Genomic DNA, 19,258 nt, shown 5'->3' with positions numbered 1-19,258 from the left:
GCTTTGCAGAAATGCCAATCAATCCGTTACAGATTAGGGACTAAAATTATCGGCAATATCGTCGCGTGCAGTGATGTTAAACATCAAATCTGTAAAGGCGATGCCTGCCGGGCTCATGTAACCCTGCCGTACATATTGCGTGCCCTCTAGGTCACTCTCTTCGAATACGAAACGGTGCTTATCTTCTTCGTCGCGCCCCACCCTGTGGAGAATGTTGTCGGGAATCTCAAAAGCGAGTACGGGAATACTGCCCATGGTGGTACTGATTACGATGGCTTCACCAATGGAATCGCGTGAACCGTCTGCGTGGTTATTCTGGATAAACGCCACAAGCAAGGTCTCGTCGGCCGCGTTGCCACTGGAGGAAAAGAATACCGCCTCTACATTGAAGCCTTGGTCAGCCTCATAACCTTCGCCCACCCAGATCTGGCCCACATAGGTGCCGTTGGTGAGGTCGGCATTGGTGTTCACGATATCATCCAAATCGGTTGCTGGGACTGGGTCCCAGTTACCCGACCCTACCGAGGTTTCAAACCAGCTGGTGGCAACGATGTTGTCACACGTTAGGTTGGCTGCAAACCAATCATCGTGGTCTTCATCACACCAGAACTCGTAAGTATCGCTCTGGTTTTGAATGTGGCCAATATATGCCACCGCACCCGCACTGAATGTGAGCGTTTCATCGAGGCCCTGCGCAAAATCGTCGGCCAATGCCAGTACCGGCAAGCCGGCAATATCGAATGCCTCTAGCTCAACGTGCATGATCTGATGATCTACTGCCGTTCCATCTTCGGTCATTTTAATAATGGCCGTTTCACCGTTGGTTGGGTCTACAAAACCATCGACTACAACGAGGTCCTGTATTACTGCGATGCCCGTTGAGATTAGCAGGCCTCTATCTTCAGCATCGGCGGCTAGCAGATCCACCCATGCGCTACTGGTAGTATCCCACTCGGTCGCTACTTCCAACTGCCCCACCTGGATAGTGCCGTATTCGTATTCGAATTGGTCATCAACTCCATCCCCATCACTGTCCCAGGCGTCGCCTTCCATCCAGCTAATGCCCGTGGTCAGCGCGGTTTCTTCAACCACTGAGTCTGGCCCGGTCGCGTTTACAGTACCTGTTGAAGCGCATTGCACGGTGCCGTCATCGTTTGTCCAGCTATCGTTGAAGGTGAAAGTAAAAGTATTGGCTGTGGGGTTAAAAGTGCCCGTACCAGAAAAGTTGTCACCGCCCACTAACACCAGGTCGTTGTTGGCATCGATGATCATACCCAGACCGTCGTCCTCGTCTTCATCCTTAATTTTGATAAACACCTGATTACCTAGGGTTTCCGTCTCGAGGAAGAAATTGCCGGGCTCAGCGTCTACACATTGGCCTGTTTCGTAGTCGAACTCGGTACTATTGGCAGTGAAGCTCAACTCCGCCATATAGACACCGAAGATCTCTTCAAAGGTAAAGTCACAAGCATCTCCCAAACCGTCGGTATCGGTGTCTGCCTGAGTATCGTTGGCGATGAGGGGACAGTTGTCATCCATATCGGGCTTGCCGTCACCATCAACATCTCTTGCGGGTTCACCTGTGGGCTCGCCACTGGGTTCACCAGAAGGGTTTCCACTGGGTTCGCCAGAGGGTTCGCCAGAGGGTTCTCCGGAAGGCTCGCCACTAGGTTCACCCGAGGGCTCACCGCTTGGTTGTTCGGGTGGTACGTAGTCAAAGTTCGCCTGTGCAGCATCTCCACCGGGAGCATTAAGGCCTGCATCACGGTATATTTCACCCGCCGCTCGCATACGCCCTTCACGCAGATAATCTACGCCACTCGTGGCATCTTCAACCACCGCGAGAATAATGGCCGCATCGCCACTTTCGGTATCAAACTCGTGCACTACCATTTCTGGCAGCTCAAACGAGAGGATAAGGTCAGTGTCATTGTCGAGCGGATCACTAACCGTCCACTGAGCCGTTACCGCTAAACCATCGGCATCCATCAACGGCTCTAGGCCAAGATCAAAATGGTCAATATAGAAAGTAGCGGTACCACTACTGCCTTCGGCGCCACTGGTGTCAGAACCCTGTAGGTAGGCACGCAGCTCACCATCACCTTCGTGAGATCTGGCTACCCAAAGCCCCTGCCATCCAGCTTCTATCGCCGCATCATCGGCATGAACCACATCAGCCAATGTTGTTGCCAGTACCGGTGTACCGTCGTCACTCCAGCTCGCGGCCAACCCGTTAGCGCAATCTAGGCCAGTATCCATCCAATCGTCATCGCCACAGTAAACCTCGTACACGGCGTTCTGGCTTTCGGCCTCAATGGCAATTGCCTTAACGCCAGCGCCAAATGTCTCTGCTGGGTCAACTAGGCCTTCACGCACCCAATTACGATCCACCAAATTTGCCATCGGCTTGCCTTCAGCCGAAAGCGCAAAGGCACTGACCGTCCAAGCGTTAATAAGGACTCCGGTACTGGTCACTTCAGACACCACGGCGCTATCACCACTGGCTTCCACGGTCATACTACCGGAGGCCGCCAACCAGCCGGAAGCGGTGAGAATCAAACCATCGCGATCGTCCGTTATTGCTACCCAGGTGGCATTTTCGGCATCCCAACTAAAAGCATTATCACCCTCAGTATTAAGCAAGCTATAGGAGAACATGAGTGAATGTTGGCCCATATCGTTATAGTGCTCATCACTTTCGGTTGTATAGAAACCGCCGTCTGCACCATCGGCATCCAATACTGGATAGGACGCTACCTCAGGCATAACCGTCATAGTCACTGACATCATGGAATGGCAGCTATAGCCCAGTGTTCCATCAGCCTGCATGACACGGCGGGACTCATCCACACTGCCGCTGATAACGCCCGTTGAAACATCCATCAAGCCTTGGAATACCAAGTGTTTCTCCTCCTTGCGGCCGTCGGGCATTTGATAATCACCATGATCCTCAATAACCACTTGCCCAAGCGCATTCACTGTACCTCGGCCAGCATCTTCACCACGAAACTCATCTTCTACGAAGTGCAGTTTGAATTCGGTTCCGTCCTGCGAAAAGAGTGCAACTTCTGAAGTCATTCGACCGGCTTCATCATCACAATCTTGGTCTGCCATTTCCTGCCACTCTGTGGTTGAAGCTTCTACCTCCACACTGTTTACGGTGATATCCAGCAGGTAATAACCAGAAAGGTCGGGCGGGTCATCACACAGATTACCCACACTGTCGCCGTCACCGTCTTCTTGATCCGCATTGGCGACTATAGGGCAATTGTCATCGCCGTCGTCGGTACCATCCCGATCGGTGTCACGATGCATGGGGTCGGTGCCGCTATCTTTCTCTACGTCATCGCTCAAACCATCGCCATCGTCATCGGTATCTTCATTGTTACCCACACCATCGCCGTCGGTGTCGCGCGACTCCTGCGGGTTCAGAGGAAAGCGATCATCATCGTCGGCAACTCCGTCGTTGTCGTCATCGCTGTCGCAGGCATCGCCCTGACCATCTTCGTCACTGTCGGTTTGAGGGCCCGCGTCATTCGGGCAGCTGTCGGACTGATCGCCATAGCCATCAGCGTCGGTATCTACACTTTCTCCATCATCATAGGGAAAGGCGTCGACATCGTCGTTTACGCCATCGTTATCATCATCCAGATCACCCCGGTCACCAGTGCCATCCTGATCCGCGTCGGCATGTTCCTCTGGGTTAGTGGGAAAGGCATCGTCGGCATCGTTCACACCGTCATTGTCGTCATCACCATCTGGCGCAGCACCACCATCGTCGGCTGCACCGTCGCCATCGGTGTCTACGTAGTCGCGCCCTGGAACGCTGGCATTGGTGTCGTCAGTGTCCTGCCCCACTGGCCAGCCGTCACCATCGGCATCGGTAGCTTCTGAAGCGTTAGGGTCGAGGGGAAAGTCATCTTCAGTGTCGACAACTCCGTCGTTGTCATCATCGCTGTCACAGGCATTGCCATCGCCATCCTCGTCACTATCCAACTGATTTGTATTGGCGACGAACTTGCAGTTATCACCGTTATTGCCCACTCCGTCATCATCGGAGTCGAGCGTTTCATTGGGATCGGCCGGTAATGCATCGACGCCATCACGCACGCCGTCATCATCGCTGTCTTTATCCGTTGGGTCAGGGTCTATTGCATCCGCAAGACCGTCGCCATCGGCATCAGGGTCTTTGTTGTCGCCAATACCGTCTTTATCCAAATCGGAATTTTCGTTTGGATTGAACGGAAAGGCATCCCCGCCCTCAGCCCTATTGGCAGAGGTGTTGGCAACATCATTACCACCGGTATGATTTGCCACACCATCGCCATCAATATCGTCATCTTTGTTGTCACCAACACCATCACCATCAAAATCGGACGATTCAGTTTCATCTAAAGGTAAGTCATCTTGGGCGTCGATCACACCATCATTATCGTCGTCGCTATCGACACTATTGCCCAAGCCATCGCCGTCGCTATCAACAAAGCCTATGCCCGGATTTTGAGGGTCGTCGTCATTGGGATCTTGTTCTGCTGGCCAGCCATCACCATCAACATCGGTTGCATCTGATGCGGTGGCATCAAGTGGGAAGTCGTCTTCGCTGTCGGCTACGCCATCGCCATCGTCATCGGTATCGGCATTATTACCTGTGCCATCGCCATCAGTGTCCGCTTTTTCGGACCCATCCAACGGAAAGGCATCCAGACTATCGGGCACGCCATCGCTATCATCATCGTCATCACCGTTGTTACCAACACCGTCGCCATCAGTATCAATGCTTTCTTCAGGGTCGTTAGGGAATGCGTCTTCCGAGTTAAGTACACCATCATCGTCACGATCGGTATCAACCTCACCCGGCTCTGCTTTGGCACTAATAGAGCCATCCGCAAGACCTGAGGTGTCCGTGGTAGTACCCGTGTCCGCAGACTCTTCGTCAAGTAATTGCTCAGCCTCTTCTACGGTTTTATTGGTACCCGGTACAATGAGATTTGCGGGGTCTGTCTCGACAATAATAGCCGCATCACCGGCCACATATTCATCAAGCGCTTCATTTTCACTGTTCTGACCATCGATATTGCCATCGGAAAGGTCGTCAGCCAACGAGGCCATCACATTGTCTGTTGTGGTATTTTCACTGTTGGCCTGTATCTGGAAAATAATCGCCGCCGCACCGGAAATCGCCGTTCGGTATTGCGCCACTTCTTCCAGTTCCTCTTCGGTATCGGTTTCGTCGGTAACCATTGGCGGCGCAGTAAAAATATCAACATCGTCATCCATGCCAAAACCTAATGCCGACACCACTTCGGCGGCGGCGGCGTCCAAACCATCGGTTATTTCATCCAGCGTGACACTGCCATCATCGTCGGCTTTTGCTACCGTAAGCGCGACCGCCATAGTGGTAAGTGGTGTTGCATATACCGGCTGACTCGCTCGCTCCTGCGTCAGAATTGTACGCACCTCAGAAATAATAGGAGCGTTGCCGGTATTCAGGTCAACGGTGTCCTCATCCGCCGTTACGACTATAAGAAAAGGCCCAGCTTCATCAGCATCAATTTCCAAACCGGTGAATTGTGCTTGTGCGTCGGTCTCTCCTTCATCAAGTAATACGCCCTGCAAATTGTCCACGGAGGGATCTACTCGGTACACCGCCACATCTGCATTTGCTATAGGGCCGTCTACTGCAGAGCCTTGTAATTGAAGGGGCGGAACAGCCGTTGGCGCAACGCTAGGCTCGGTTGTTGGCTCACCCGTTGGAATAATGCCTCCAAGCGATATACCGTCTCCGCCGGAATCACATCCGGCTAACCAGCCGGTAAGAGATAAATAAACAATAATGCCGAATTTCGAAAAATAATTTCGTCGATTTACTGAAGGCTTACTGGAAGGTGACATAAACAGGTTCCCTGACTATTTTAAAATCGGCCTCGCCCAAACGGAGGCAATCGAAAAAAAAGTATAGGAAGGAAATAGCGCGACGATAGTTGTAGTGCAGTAATGGCTAATAGAGGAGGTGGAACGCCTGTTCGAGAGAGCCGATTTTTTGACCCTGTTAAATATCAAAGAGTTAGAGCAACTTTTTTGTACCTTTATTCATTGCGCCATTTTATTGAACACGACAGGCTAAGGTTTAATAACCCACTGAAATAACCTCAGTAAAGACCTTTGGTTTAAATACTTAAAAAGTGTAGTGTTATTCCCTAAAGCGAAAGGGCGTAAGCTTTACCTGGAAAAATTAATCTATGTATAAGCGCGCCATTCTTAAATGGCAGCACAGGTTTCACATAGAGACTGCTAACGGCAGTCGAAATGTAGCAACATATGTTTCTTGCGTTTCACTGACTTCCAGCTCCGAACCATGAGCTTCGAGGACTTGCGCTACAATATCCAAGCCAAATCCCACCGACCCATATAACTTCAGGTTCTCACCGGTCATGGGCTTTGGCTTAACTTCCATCTTATTGATTACATCTATTCGACACGCATCCTCTTCCCGCTGCGCTCGCAGCATAACGGTGCCATTTACTGGCGAGTATTTAATGGCGTTAATCAATAGATTCATCAAGCTTTGATTTAAGCGGCTCATGTCACAACGGACACACGCACTTTCCTCAATCTGTACAAGTAATTTGGTACCCGAAGTGTTGGCATAGAGTTCTACCGATGCTATTGCCTCGTCAAACATCGCTTTCACCTCCACGACCTCCAACTCAACTGATATTTTCCCTGCACTTAGCGCCGCATTTTCTAAAATCGATGATACAAACTCCAGCGCTTGCTCCCCTGTTTTTTCGATTCTTGCAAAAATATCCAAACGCCTCGCTTCGCTGGTCTTTGGCATGACACCCATTTTCGCGAAGCCGATGATTGAGCCCAATGGGTTACGTAAATCATGGGCCACATAACCAACAAACCGTTTGATGCGTTCATTTAATTCCACCAGCTTATCTTCTTTATTTCGCAAAAGAATAAAAGAACCTATGGAGTTAGCCATTAGCAATATAAGATTCCGCTCATGCTTGGAAAACCCCCGCGCTCTTGGCTCGATAGAGGTGAAGTTAAACGTACCGAATAGGGTGTCGCCGACAAAAATGGGGGAAGATAAGTAGGCCTCTAATTTCAAATTCTGATAGACCGGATGGCAGTTCATATAATCCAGCTTACCAACCTCAGGAAAACCCAATACTTTGTTACTTCTAACAACCTCCCGGCAGTAGGTATCCTCTATTGGAAACTCCTGACCTTTGTGTAGTATTTCTAGCGGACTAACCACATCACAAACCCGATAGATGCCCTCGCTGGTGACTTGGCTGACAATCCCCGTTTCAAGGCCGAACACTTCTATGCCGGATATAAGGTATTCACGAATCAAATCGTCGAAGCTATCAAATTTATTAGCCGAGAGTAAATGTATACGCGTGAGATTACTTAACATGGCGCGCAACTGGTCGGTTTCCGGCACCGACGAGTCCATATCCATATAGTCCTGATCTTCGATAAAGGCGGGATATTCCATGGATCTTAAACCTGAGCGTAATTTATATGAGCAAGCCTCTAGCATAGTATAGGCAAATCAGCAGGAATTTTAGGCATAAAAAAGGCCGCCTTTGATGGCGACCTTGGTATTCATACACGGAATAAAGCCCGCTCTATTCGAAAGGGTTTCTCAGTACAATAGTTTCCACTCGATCGGGGCCTGTAGAAATAATATCTACAGTAATACCCACCAGCTCTTCAAGGCGAGCAATATAGTTTTTCGCTGCCTGGGGCAGCGCTTCGAGCGACTGCACACCAACGGTCGAATCGCTCCAGCCAGGCATCGACTCATATATCGGCTGTACATCTTCCCAACCTTCGGCGTCGCAAGGAATACCCACGACGTCCCCAGCACTGGTCTTGTAGCCCACGCAAATTTTCACTTCTTTTAAACCGTCGAGCACGTCTAGCTTGGTTAAACACATACCGCTCATGCTATTAATACGAACCGCATGTTTTACCGCAACAGCATCGAACCAGCCGGTACGACGTTTACGGCCGGTGGTTGCACCAAACTCATGGCCTTTAACGCCTAGGTATTCCCCCACTTCACATTCCAGCTCCGTTGGGAAGGGGCCAGAACCAACGCGTGTAGTGTAGGCTTTAGTGATACCGAGCACATAATCCAAATAGAGCGGACCAAAGCCAGACCCCGTAGCGGTGCCCCCGGCCGTAGTGTTGGAAGAGGTTACGAAGGGGTAAGTACCATGATCGATATCCAACAATGAGCCTTGCGCACCTTCAAATAAAATGTCTTGGCTGGCTTCACGGGCTTCGTGCAGATCGTTGGTGACATCGGCAATCATTGGAATCAGTTCTTTCGCAAGCTCGAGAGCTTCTTCAAGAACAGCGTCATAACTCACCGCTTCTACACCGTAGTATTGCGTGAGAGCAAAATTGTGATACTCCAAAACCCCTTTCAATTTTTCAGCAAATCGCTCTGAGTTCAACAAGTCGCCCAAGCGTAACCCACGACGAGATACTTTATCTTCATAGGCTGGGCCAATGCCACGACCTGTAGTGCCAATTTTTGCGTCACCACGTTTGATTTCACGCGCGTGATCCAAGGCAACGTGGTAGGGCAATATCAACGGGCAGGCAGGTGATAATTTCAATCGTTGACGAACCGGCACACCCTGCTCTTCTAACCCTTTGATCTCTTTCATCAATGCATCGGGAGCCAGTACCACTCCGTTGCCGATATAGCAGGTCACACTTTCGTGCAGAATACCGGAGGGAATAAGATGCAAAACAGTTTTTTTGCCTTCGATTACCAGCGTATGGCCTGCGTTGTGCCCTCCCTGAAAGCGGGCAACGTGGCCTACTTGCTCGGTCAGCAGGTCCACTATCTTACCTTTACCCTCGTCACCCCACTGGGTGCCCAGTACCACAACATTTTTACCCATTGTTAAAACACGCTCTTTTCGATTGAACTAAAAGCCACCCTCAGGCAGCCTGCATTTAAATATTGTGTATTGTGAGTGTTGTTACAGGCTTTCGACAACAAACGTTTCGCCATTTTCGATTAAAACACGGTCACAACTCTGGTGATCCAACGGTTTTTCCTGACCGGACAACGCCATAACGACCCGATCTCCTGCCGCTCGCAATTCACGTACCTTTTGCCACTGCTTATCGCTTTCTGAGGCGGGAACAAATATACCCCATACCCGAATGCTTTCGCTCTGTTGAACGCGACTTATTGCGGTGAGGTCAACATTGAACCCCGTAGCAGGGCGCGGCCGACCAAAGGCTTGGCCGATATGGTCGTAACGACCACCATTAGCAATAGCTTCACCCAAACCTGGCGCAAACGCACCGAAAACAATACCCGTATGGTAGTGATACCCACGCAATTCACTTAAATCAAAGTGAAGCTGTGCTTGCGGGTAACGTGGTTGCAACACTGCAGCCAGTGTAATCAGTTCATCCAGCGCGGCAGCAACTTCGGCGGGAGCATAGGCAAACACAGCTTGGGCTTTGGTCAGAACATTGACGCCACCCGAAAGCCGGGGCAACTCATTAAACCAGTTACGTATGTCCTCATCAGCAATGAATGCCTCTAACCATTGCTCAATTTCCGTCGTTGCCTTGGCCTGTAACAGCGTAAATAAAGCCTCTTCATCAGCTTCGCTTAGCTCGGCTACTTCCGCTAAAGCGCGGAAGATGCCAACGTGACCAATATCAATATACTGCTTTTCAAAACCCGCGGTGGCCAGTGATTCCAGTAGTAAGCTTATAACTTCAAGATCAGCATCGATGCCTGGCTCGCCGAATAATTCAACCCCAGCCCAAATAGGGGTACGCGACGCCAATGCTGCTTTTGCGCGGGTATGCAGCACATGGCCTGCATAGCAAAGGCGATTCACGCCTTCGCGGTCTAGGCTGTGCGCATCCATTCGCGCAGCCTGTGGCGTCATGTCCGCGCGAATACCCATGGTCTTACCAGAGATTTGGTCTGTAATTTTAAAGGTCAGCAGCTCAATGTCACTTCCGGAACCTGTCAGCAGCGAATCGGTAAATTCTACCATTGGCGGAATAACATAGTCGTACCCCCACCCCCGAAAACCGTCAACCAATCGACGACGTAAACTTTCTACCCTACTCGCGTCTTCAGGCAGCATTTCTTCGATACCGTCTGGCAACAGCCAGCGATCCACTCTACTCATAGCTCCGCATATCTCAAAGGTGTATGTTCAAAGATGTAAGTTCAAAAAATACAATTTAATCAGGTTAAGTTAAACGCGTATAGCGTCAAACGGCACACAATTAATTCGTTAAAAATAGCAACACACCAAGGCCAATCAGCATGCTCACCAGGCCCATCACTCTCAAGTCCCGGTCGCTGATAGTTGCCAAGGTAGCAACCAGCTTGCGCCACCGATCAGGATACAGAAAGGGCATTATCCCCTCCATGATCAACATCAGACAGAACGCCTTACCAAACTCTTCCCACATAATGCAGTAACTCTTGAACGGTCGCACCTGCACGACCAGGGTTTTGGCTGCTGCAATTACCTGCGACGCCAGCCTTGATCGGCGAAAGCAACTGCCAGTAGACCAAAAGGCGCGCGGGGAGTAAAAACGCTCGAAGCAGTTTCCTGCACCGTACATCCTGTGCATCTCGGTTCCTGTGCATCCATGCACTCACCGCATACCGCACATCCTGTGCATCTCGGTTCCTGTGCATCCATGCACTCACCGCATACCGCACATCCTGTGCATCTCGGTTCCTGTGCATCCATGCACTCACCGCATACCGCACATCCTGTGCATCTCGGTTCCTGTGCATCCATGCACTCACCGCATACCGCACATCCTGTGCATAAAAAAACCGGCTCTATTGGAGCCGGTTTTCTTATTTTACCATGGTTCTTTGCGTTATTTACCCTTTGAATTCTTCAGATAACGGAAGAATTCGCTATCCGGATCCACCAACAGAATATCTTCTTTACTGTTAAAGGTTTTACGGTAGGCCGAAAGGCTGCGTAAAAAGGCATAGAATTCAGGGTCCCGCGTGTAGGCAGAGGCATAAATAGACGCCGCCTGAGCATCACCTTCACCCATCAGCAGTTCAGCAGATCTGTAGGCTTCAGCCTCAAGGATAGTACGCTGACGCTCCGCGTCTGCTCGAATAATCTCGGCTTGCTCCTTACCTTTCGAGCGATGCTCCTGCGCCTCCCGCTCACGCTCTGCACGCATACGACTATAAACTGGGCCACTGACCTCGGTTGGCAAGTCAATTCGCTTCACTCGCACATCCACAACCTCGATTCCCAAAGAGGTCTGAGTGAACTCATTCAGTTGCTTCGTCAAATTAACCATCAATTGTTCACGCTCACCGCTAACCACCTCCTGCAACGAACGCTGAGCAAACTGGTTGCGTAAACCTTCATTGATACGCTGCTCCAGCAGACGCTTAGCGCGGGCCTCTTCACCATTGGTTGCGGTGTAGTAAGTACCTACATTAATAATGCGCCATTTGGCGAAACTGTCCACCATCATGCTTTTCTTTTCGACCGTAAGAAAGCGTTCGGCACGAGCATCCAGCGTCAAAATACGCGCATCAAACTTACGCACTTCTTGCACAAACGGAATTTTTGCATGCAGACCCGGCTGTAAATCCGCATTGGATACACGCCCCAAATGCAGCATCACACCGCGCTCGTATTCATTAACAATAAACAGCGAGCTAAACAATAAAAATACCGCAACGATAACGCCAATAAGCGAGAAAAGAGCTCTACTAGTCATAATTATCTCCCCTCTCTACGACGTGAAGTCAGACCGCTATCATCAAGCTCAGCCTGGTTTTTTATTCGCTCAGCCAAGGCATCCAACTCAGAGGCCGTAAAGCTACGTGAACTGCTCTGCTGGCTACTTGAAATAATCTTATCTAACGGTAGATACAACATGTTGTTCCCGCCTTCAACATCGACCATCACCTTCGAACTATTAGACATCACATCCTCAACGGCATCTATATACAAGCGTTGACGAGTAACCTCCGGTGCCTTTTTATATTCGGTCAACAGGTATTCAAAGCGCTTAGCCTCACCTTCTGCCTCAGCGATAACTTTCTCTTTGTACGCCGTTGCTTCTTCAATAACGCGCTGAGCACCACCCCGAGCTTCAGGAATAATACCGTTCGAATAGGCCTCAGCCTGATTCTTATACCGCTCTTCGTCTTCTCGCGCTTCAATGACTTCGTCAAAAGCACCTTGCACTTCTCGCGGAGGGTTAGAATCTTCGATGTTAACGGTTTCTACACGAATACCCGTTTTATAGTTGTTCAGGTATCTTTGTAGGAGTGCCTGTATATCAAACGCAACCTGTTCACGCCCCTCGGTGAGCACATCGTGCATCAGTGCGGAACCCGCCACATGGCGCAATGCGCTGTTGGTGGCTTGCTGCAAACTATTTTCTGGGTCTTTTACATTGAGCAAGAAATCGCGCGCATCTTCAATGATGTACTGCACAGACAATTTAATATCAACAATATTCAAATCTTTGGTGAGCATTTGCTCAGAGGTAGACCATTGACGCACGTTGGTTACGTTAATGGTGTATACCTTATCGACCAGCGGAGGGTTCCAGCGAAATCCTGGATCTTTGGTCGTATTGTATGTGCCAAGCCGCAGGATAACTGCCCGCTCCTGCTCATTCACAATACCCGCACCAACAATGGCGTATATAACCAACCCTATAACGATTAACAGGGCAACGATACTCCAGCTAAAGCCAAAGCCAGCGTTTTTCCCACCCCCGTTTTTGCCGCCACCAAACAAGCCAGAAAACTTCTTCTGAATGTTTTTCAGCGCTTCATCAAGGTCAGGGGGACCATCGTTTCCGCGATTACCGCCGCCCCAGGGGTCTTTGTTACCACCCGGTTCATTCCAGGCCATAGGTTACTCCGTCGTATTTTTATAAAGAAATTGGGATATGAAGGTGAATTACGAAAATTCAACCACTGTGGAACAGGTTAAAATTTATATTGCTAATTGCTGTATGTCTGAGACTGGGCCGGTCAAAAGCTTATCTAAGGCTACATCCTCAGCAGAGAGCATGCGCATTAAGTCTACCTTTGGCAATCGAATTTCCAGGTCGCAGGTGCCATCATTGCCGTAGCCCTCATTCAGCACCGCATTTTGGCGATATAAACGAGCGCGTAAACTGCCCATGCTGGCGTGTAAACGAATCGTCTCATGAAAGATGTCATCGGTAAGTAACTCAGCGAGGGCTTCAAATAGCAAATCCAAACCAGCCCCATTTTCCGCCAAACGCTGGGCAGACAGCCAAACCGCCACCGGGCGCCCCTGATCATCGCGATCGATTCGCGGTGACATGTCTCCCATAAGGTCAATTTTGTTGTAAATCAGTAACTGAGGGATTTCGTGAGCACCAATTTCCTCCAATACCAAACCAACCTGCTCTATATTGCGCAAGCGTTCATCCGCAGCGGCATCAATAATATGTAGTAGAAGGTCGGCACTAGCAGCCTCTTCAAGGGTGGCCCGAAAAGATTCCACTAATCGGTGAGGAAGATTACTGATAAAACCAACGGTGTCGGCGAGAATTACCGGCCCAACATCAGGTAAACCTATGCGCCGCATCGTCGGGTCCAGCGTTGCAAACAGCTGGTCCTCCGCGTAAACACTGGCACCTGTTATTGCATTGAATAATGTGCTCTTCCCGGCGTTGGTGTAACCCACGAGGGATACCGTAGAAATATCCGCACGACTACGCGCTCGCCGCCCCTGCTCACGTTGACGGCGTACCTTTTCAAGACGCTTACTAATAGTTTTGATGCGCGCGCGCAGTAAACGCCGGTCGGTTTCAAGCTGGGTTTCTCCGGGGCCCCTCAGGCCAATCCCGCCCTTCTGGCGCTCCAGGTGAGTCCAACCGCGAACCAAGCGCGTAGACATATGCTCAAGCTGGGCCAACTCAACCTGCAGCTTGCCCTCATGAGTACGTGCCCGCTGGGCGAAGATGTCGAGAATTAAACCAGTACGATCAAGAACGCGACATTCCAGTACTTTTTCTAGGTTGCGTTCTTGGCTCGGAGAGAGATCGTGATTAAAAATCACCAGTTCGGCATCTAGCTCCCGCACAAGCGCCTCCAACTCCTCAAGCTTTCCGGTTCCAACAAAGTATTTTGCGTGAGGTGCCGAGCGCTGTCCGCTAAGCATTTCCGCAGGATCACCCCCTGCTGACAACACCAGCTCTTCAAATTCGCGAGGGTCGTGAGTGCCTGCATGTCGGGGTAGCTCCAGATGAACAAGTACAGCGAGTTCACCTGAATCAGGTCGTTCAAAAAACAAATAAGACTCCGGTAGTGAGATGAAACAAAAGCAGCTCTAGAAACAAGAGGAGTATGTACCCTGAGGTTAAAGCCTACAACCCGCCCGACACCACTATCTCGTCAGGCTGCCCTTGATTACCCCAAATTACTATTCGCCGCCGTCCATCTCATCGCTATCACCGGCCTCTGCATTGAGCATTGGCACTCGCACAGGTCGAGATGGGACAACGGTGGAAATAGCGTGCTTGTAAACCATTTGGCTTACAGTATTCTTTAGTAAAACCACAAACTGGTCAAACGATTCAACCTGCCCCTGAAGCTTAATACCATTTACCAGATAAATAGAAACAGGAATGCGCTCTTTACGAAGCACATTGAGGTAAGGGTCTTGTAAGCTATGCCCTTTTGACATGGTTATTCTCCTTAAATTTAGGAACAAAAAGTAAGTAAACACCTCACCACTTAGATTCTTCCCTGTGAGCCTGTGAAAAGCACCAAAATCGCGCACTTAACCGTGCCGCATAGGTAAAAAATAGATGTGTCAGTGTAAGCGTATAAAAAGACTATAGCCTGTCGAGCTGGAATAACACAGTTCTTGGGAATTCATCCAGAAAATTGCCTATTCTCTGTGCACAACCCGACAAACAGAACCCCCCGTTATAAAAAGGGATCAGGGAGCCCGTAAACATTATATTGTGGTTTCAGTTAAAATTCTCAATGCTTTACTCACAATTTCTTCTGAACTTAACAATTCACCTGTTTCTTCCTGCGTATCGAGCCAATTAATACCCGGCCAGGATCGCAACCACGTTAACTGCCTCTTAGCCAGCTGACGAGTGGCGGCAATACCTTTTTGGCGCATATCATCAAAACCGAATTCGCCGGCCAGAAACCCCCACACCTGTCGGTACCCCACTGCACGAATAGCGGGCAGATCGGCGTGCAAGTCTTTTCGCTCGAAAAGCGCCTGCACTTCATCAATCAAACCACGGGACAGCATCCGATCAAAGCGCAACTCGATGCGCCTGTGCAAAATAGCTCTGTCACGCGGGGCAATGGCTATTTGCAACCAATGGTAGTCTTCCATTAAACCGCCCGATAAGTGGGTGCGAAACTCACTGATAGGCTTGCCGGAAATTCGGTACACCTCCAGCGCACGCCCTATCCGGTGGGAATGGTTAGGATGTATCTCGGCGGCTGTTTTTGGGTCTATTTCGGCTAGCTCAGCATGCAATGCCGGCCACCCCCGCTGCAGCGCGTCTTTTTCTATCATTTGCCGTGTTTGAGCATCGGAGGCAGGCATGTCAGACAAACCCTCCAGCAATGCTTTGAAGTAGAGCATGGTACCGCCAACCAGCAACGGAATCTCACCGGCGCTTACAACCTGTTCGATTTCACCTTTGGCGTCGACGGCAAAATTGGCTGCCGAATAGGGAACTGATGGATCGCGAATATCAATTAATCGATGCGGAGCCGCCGCCAGCTCTTCGACACTGGGTTTGGCGGAACCAATATCCAAACCCCGATAAACAAGCGCCGAATCCACACTGATTATTTCTGCGCCCAAACGCTGGTGCAACGCAATGGCTAGATCTGTCTTTCCAGACGCTGTGGGGCCCATCAGCGCTATCGCAATAGGTTTACCGTTCACCGCTTTAGGAATGCTGTCCACCACAATTATTGGCCACGCATAAATAGCTTATCTAGCTGACTCATGGTGAGCTGGGCCCAGGTTGGCCTACCGTGATTACACTGACCGCTGCGCTCTGTAGCCTCCATATCTCGAAGTAAAGCATTCATTTCAGCAATAGTGAGCTTTCTGTTTGCGCGCACAGAACCATGGCAAGCCATGGTAGAAAGAATTTCATTAATGTTGTGCTCAATTCGCTGACTGGTCCCAAACTCAACCAGGTCCGCTAATACATCACGCACCAACTGCTCGACCTTGGCATTATTGAGTATTACCGGGAGCTGGCGGATCAATAGCGTTTCCGGTCCGGCTCGCTCAATTTCAAACCCAAGGCGAACAAAGATTTCGTTGTGCTCTTCAGCATAACCCGCCTCTTTTTCACTTACCGCCATCGACTGGGGCACAAGTAACGGTTGAGACTGAATTTTTTGTTGCTCTTGCTGCCCCTTCATACGCTCGTAAGTAATACGCTCGTGAGCCGCGTGCATATCCACCAAAACCATGCCGTGCTCGTTCTCCGCCAATACATAAATACCTTTTAGCTGTGCAATAGCGTACCCCAAAGGCGGGATTTCACCCTGCTGTTGAAAATCCAGAGGCGCGTGGTCGGCGGGAGCAGGCGAAAAACTAGGGCGCGGTTGAAATTGAGACTGATACACAGGCTCAGCAAGCTCTCGCACCTGCATGCCCGCCGGTATAGATTCCGACTGAAAAACCGAGCCAGGCGAGCGACCCGCCAAACCCAGCGCTCCCTGCTCAGGAATTATCTCTGTCGCGCCAGGAGTTTCCGCACTTGTTGGCTGTGACGCGGCGGAAGGTCGTACATCGGCGAGTGCCTGATGCAAACTTCGGAACAAAAAGTCGTGCACTAGACGGCCATCACGAAACCGTACTTCGTGTTTAGTGGGGTGTACATTCACATCAACATTTGCGGGGTCGACCTCAAGATATAGGACAAAAGCAGGGTGACGACCATGATAAAGCACGTCTTGATAAGCCTGTTTTATGGCGTGGCTCACCAGCCTGTCGCGAATCGCGCGGCCGTTCACATAGAAATGCTGTAGGTCCGCCTGGCTCCGTGAAAAAGTTGGCAGCGCAACCCAGCCCCACAATTTTAATCCCGCGCGCTCAATATCCACATGCACACAGTTTTCCATGAATGCTGGGCCACAAATTTGAGCCACTCTGCGTTCTTTTTCCGCTTGGGAGTTGGCGGGACGCCAAGCGTGTACAACTCGGCCATTATTTTTTAACGAAAACCCTTGAGCAAAACGTGAAAGCGCGAGACGTTTCAGCACGTCTTCTATACGGTTGTACTCAGTTTTATCCGTGCGTAAAAATTTCCTGCGTGCGGGGGTATTAAAAAATAAATCACGCACTTCAACAGATGTACCCCGAGGATGGCCTGCTGGAGTGAGCACTGCGGACATTTCACGACCTTCGGCCTCTACACACCACCCACTTTCGCTGGCACCAGTATTACTCGTAAGCTTTAACCGAGCGACGGAACTTATACTGGCCAGAGCCTCGCCCCGAAAACCCAGCGTACCAACAGCTTCCAGATCATCAAGGCTCAAAATTTTACTCGTAGCATGACGATCTAAGGCGAGGGGAAGGTCGTCCTTATTAATACCTGAGCCGTTGTCGCGCACCCGAATTAATTTTGTCCCGCCGCTTTCAATTTCGATGTCTAATTGTTGAGCACCCGCATCGAGGCTGTTTTCTACTAACTCTTTAATAACGGATGCCGGTCGCTCAACGACCTCACCTGCGGCAATTTGGTTAGCCAACCGAGGGCTTAGTTTCTGTATTCGATTCATGGTATCAGGAAGCAGGTATTTTAATTATCTGCCCAATTTTAATAGAGGAGTCTTTGAGGTCATTAACCGCTTTAATGCGTGTAACACTAACATTGTAGCGACTGGCAAGCCCCGTGAGCGTATCACCACGCGCAATGGTATGTTGCACCACGTTGTGACTACCACCGTTTTTATTCCAGGCCACTAATGAGCCTGCCGGCGGTGTTTCATGAAAATATTTTTTAACACCGGTGAAAATAGCCGTTGCTATCTTTTTGCGGTGAGCAAAAGTGTTAAGTTTTCCCGCTTCTTCAGGATTAGATATAAAGCCTGTTTCCACCAAAATCGAAGGCACATCGGGCGATGTCAGCACCGTAAAAAAAGCCTGTTCAACATGACGCTTATGTAAACGCGTCATTCTGCCAATTTCTTTTAACACCTTATCCCCGGCATCTAAACTGTTTGCTAATGAGGCCGTCATTGAAAGGTCCAATAACACTCCAGCGAGAGCACCATCTACCTCGTCGAGATTTACACCACCCACACCACCAATTAAATCGGCTTCGTTTTCCTTCGATGCGAGAAAGCGAGCGGTTTCAGATGTCGCTCCGCGTCGGGAAAGCGCGTACACCGAAGCCCCCTTTGCTTTTGGGTTTGTGAACGCATCAGCATGAATTGAGACAAAAATATCAGCACGTACTTTCCGGGCTTTGTTCCGCCGCTCTCGCAGGGGGATGTAATAATCTCCATCACGTACCATATACGCCTTGTAGCCTGGCTCCGCATCCACCATTCGCTGCAATTGTTGGCTTATTTTGTAAACGATATTTTTTTCACGAATTCTTTTTGGCCCCAAAGCACCGGGGTCTTCACCACCGTGACCGGCATCAATCGCGACAATAATATCGCGATTGCCACTGACCATTTCAACTACCTGCTCTACAGTTCTTACTGTTTCGGTTTTTGCATCATAGAGGTCAACCACCAGCCGATCTTTTTTATCACCGTGCTTAACCAGCACAAAGGTTCGAGGCTTCACCTCAGATTTCAAATCGAGTACGACCCGCAAGTCATTGCCATGCTTACCAAATCGCATCTGGTCTATGGGGGTGCCGGAGAAATCCAGGGAGTCAAGGGTTGTGCGGTTAGTGGTGTTGGCAATATCAACAACGAGACGAGCCGGTGATTTCAGTGGGAAAACCGAATGCTCAACGGGGCCGTTGAGATCAAAAACCAAACGGGTATGATCTGGCGCGCGCCAGAGGCGGACACTATCAACCCGCGCGGCCAACGTGGGCATACTGCAGAGCAAAAGCACTTTCACCAGCAAGAGAACAGCTATTCTCTTTACCCGTTGCATGCTTGCGCCTTCAAGCCTGTAGTTCACCCCCACTCCTGACCCCACCCGCCTTGAATTCGTGCACGGCAATTTAT

13 protein-coding genes are annotated in these 19,258 nt (G+C 50.1%); all 13 read right to left on the bottom strand.

The genetic code is table 11. From position 1 onward, the window contains the following. Positions 1 to 33: 33 nt before the first annotated feature. The gene (locus H5336_RS22660; protein WP_221628065.1) at positions 34 to 5,892 is read right to left on the bottom strand and encodes a thrombospondin type 3 repeat-containing protein; all 5,859 of its coding nucleotides are present in this window, start codon (positions 5,890 to 5,892) and stop codon (positions 34 to 36) included. 385 nt (positions 5,893 to 6,277) lie between these two features. Then, entirely contained in the window at positions 6,278 to 7,513 is a 1,236-nt protein-coding gene (locus H5336_RS15265; RefSeq protein ID WP_185235117.1) for a GAF domain-containing sensor histidine kinase, read from the bottom strand. Between the two features lie 133 nt (positions 7,514 to 7,646). Then, positions 7,647 to 8,939: an adenylosuccinate synthase gene (locus H5336_RS15260; RefSeq protein ID WP_185235116.1), complete on the bottom strand. Its 1,293-nt coding sequence runs from the start codon at positions 8,937 to 8,939 to the stop codon at positions 7,647 to 7,649. An 81-nt stretch (positions 8,940 to 9,020) separates the two neighbouring features. Next, the gene (locus H5336_RS15255) at positions 9,021 to 10,202 is read right to left on the bottom strand and encodes an ATP phosphoribosyltransferase regulatory subunit (protein ID WP_185235115.1); all 1,182 of its coding nucleotides are present in this window, start codon (positions 10,200 to 10,202) and stop codon (positions 9,021 to 9,023) included. Between the two features lie 100 nt (positions 10,203 to 10,302). After that, positions 10,303 to 10,491: a DUF2065 domain-containing protein gene (locus tag H5336_RS15250; protein WP_185235114.1), complete on the bottom strand. Its 189-nt coding sequence runs from the start codon at positions 10,489 to 10,491 to the stop codon at positions 10,303 to 10,305. Further along, the gene (locus H5336_RS15245) at positions 10,472 to 10,825 is read right to left on the bottom strand and encodes a hypothetical protein (protein WP_185235113.1); all 354 of its coding nucleotides are present in this window, start codon (positions 10,823 to 10,825) and stop codon (positions 10,472 to 10,474) included. The genes H5336_RS15250 and H5336_RS15245 overlap by 20 nt, the downstream gene beginning before the upstream one ends. A gap of 89 nt (positions 10,826 to 10,914) precedes the next feature. Next, entirely contained in the window at positions 10,915 to 11,787 is an 873-nt protein-coding gene (gene hflC / locus H5336_RS15240; protein WP_185235112.1) for a protease modulator HflC, read from the bottom strand. A gap of 2 nt (positions 11,788 to 11,789) precedes the next feature. Continuing rightward, on the bottom strand, positions 11,790 to 12,938 hold the full coding sequence (gene hflK / locus H5336_RS15235; RefSeq protein ID WP_185235111.1) for an FtsH protease activity modulator HflK: 1,149 nt from the start codon (positions 12,936 to 12,938) through the stop codon (positions 11,790 to 11,792). Positions 12,939 to 13,022: 84 nt separating this feature from the next. Beyond that, positions 13,023 to 14,354: a ribosome rescue GTPase HflX gene (gene hflX / locus H5336_RS15230; protein ID WP_185235110.1), complete on the bottom strand. Its 1,332-nt coding sequence runs from the start codon at positions 14,352 to 14,354 to the stop codon at positions 13,023 to 13,025. Positions 14,355 to 14,483: 129 nt separating this feature from the next. Further along, positions 14,484 to 14,747: an RNA chaperone Hfq gene (gene hfq / locus H5336_RS15225; protein ID WP_185235109.1), complete on the bottom strand. Its 264-nt coding sequence runs from the start codon at positions 14,745 to 14,747 to the stop codon at positions 14,484 to 14,486. 276 nt (positions 14,748 to 15,023) lie between these two features. After that, a complete protein-coding gene (miaA, locus tag H5336_RS15220; protein ID WP_221628206.1) occupies positions 15,024 to 15,956 on the bottom strand; it encodes a tRNA (adenosine(37)-N6)-dimethylallyltransferase MiaA in 933 nt (310 codons plus the stop codon). Positions 15,957 to 16,012: 56 nt separating this feature from the next. After that, a complete protein-coding gene (gene mutL / locus H5336_RS15215; RefSeq protein ID WP_185235108.1) occupies positions 16,013 to 17,845 on the bottom strand; it encodes a DNA mismatch repair endonuclease MutL in 1,833 nt (610 codons plus the stop codon). A 4-nt stretch (positions 17,846 to 17,849) separates the two neighbouring features. Beyond that, complete coding sequence (locus H5336_RS15210; protein WP_185235780.1) at positions 17,850 to 19,184, bottom strand: N-acetylmuramoyl-L-alanine amidase; 1,335 nt, start codon at positions 19,182 to 19,184, stop codon at positions 17,850 to 17,852. Positions 19,185 to 19,258: the final 74 nt, after the last annotated feature.

The sequence above is a fragment of the Teredinibacter franksiae genome, from assembly GCF_014218805.1.
GTDB lineage: Bacteria > Pseudomonadota > Gammaproteobacteria > Pseudomonadales > Cellvibrionaceae > Teredinibacter > Teredinibacter franksiae.
Note: the sequence above shows the minus strand (reverse complement) of the source record. Positions and strands in the feature narration are given on the sequence as shown.

What these genes read in the sequence shown, in the direction of transcription:
- H5336_RS22660 (WP_221628065.1), bottom strand. Translation starts at nt 5,892, where the DNA reads ATGTCACCTTCCAGTAAGCCTTCAGTAAATCGACGAAATTATTTTTCG.
- H5336_RS15265 (WP_185235117.1), bottom strand. Translation starts at nt 7,513, where the DNA reads ATGGAATATCCCGCCTTTATCGAAGATCAGGACTATATGGATATGGAC.
- hfq (WP_185235109.1), bottom strand. Translation starts at nt 14,747, where the DNA reads ATGTCAAAAGGGCATAGCTTACAAGACCCTTACCTCAATGTGCTTCGT.
- mutL (WP_185235108.1), bottom strand. Translation starts at nt 17,845, where the DNA reads ATGAATCGAATACAGAAACTAAGCCCTCGGTTGGCTAACCAAATTGCC.
- hflK (WP_185235111.1), bottom strand. Translation starts at nt 12,938, where the DNA reads ATGGCCTGGAATGAACCGGGTGGTAACAAAGACCCCTGGGGCGGCGGT.
- H5336_RS15245 (WP_185235113.1), bottom strand. Translation starts at nt 10,825, where the DNA reads ATGCACAGGAACCGAGATGCACAGGATGTGCGGTATGCGGTGAGTGCA.
- hflC (WP_185235112.1), bottom strand. Translation starts at nt 11,787, where the DNA reads ATGACTAGTAGAGCTCTTTTCTCGCTTATTGGCGTTATCGTTGCGGTA.
- miaA (WP_221628206.1), bottom strand. Translation starts at nt 15,956, where the DNA reads ATGGGCCCCACAGCGTCTGGAAAGACAGATCTAGCCATTGCGTTGCAC.
- H5336_RS15260 (WP_185235116.1), bottom strand. Translation starts at nt 8,939, where the DNA reads ATGGGTAAAAATGTTGTGGTACTGGGCACCCAGTGGGGTGACGAGGGT.
- H5336_RS15210 (WP_185235780.1), bottom strand. Translation starts at nt 19,184, where the DNA reads ATGCAACGGGTAAAGAGAATAGCTGTTCTCTTGCTGGTGAAAGTGCTT.
- H5336_RS15250 (WP_185235114.1), bottom strand. Translation starts at nt 10,491, where the DNA reads ATGTGGGAAGAGTTTGGTAAGGCGTTCTGTCTGATGTTGATCATGGAG.
- H5336_RS15255 (WP_185235115.1), bottom strand. Translation starts at nt 10,202, where the DNA reads ATGAGTAGAGTGGATCGCTGGCTGTTGCCAGACGGTATCGAAGAAATG.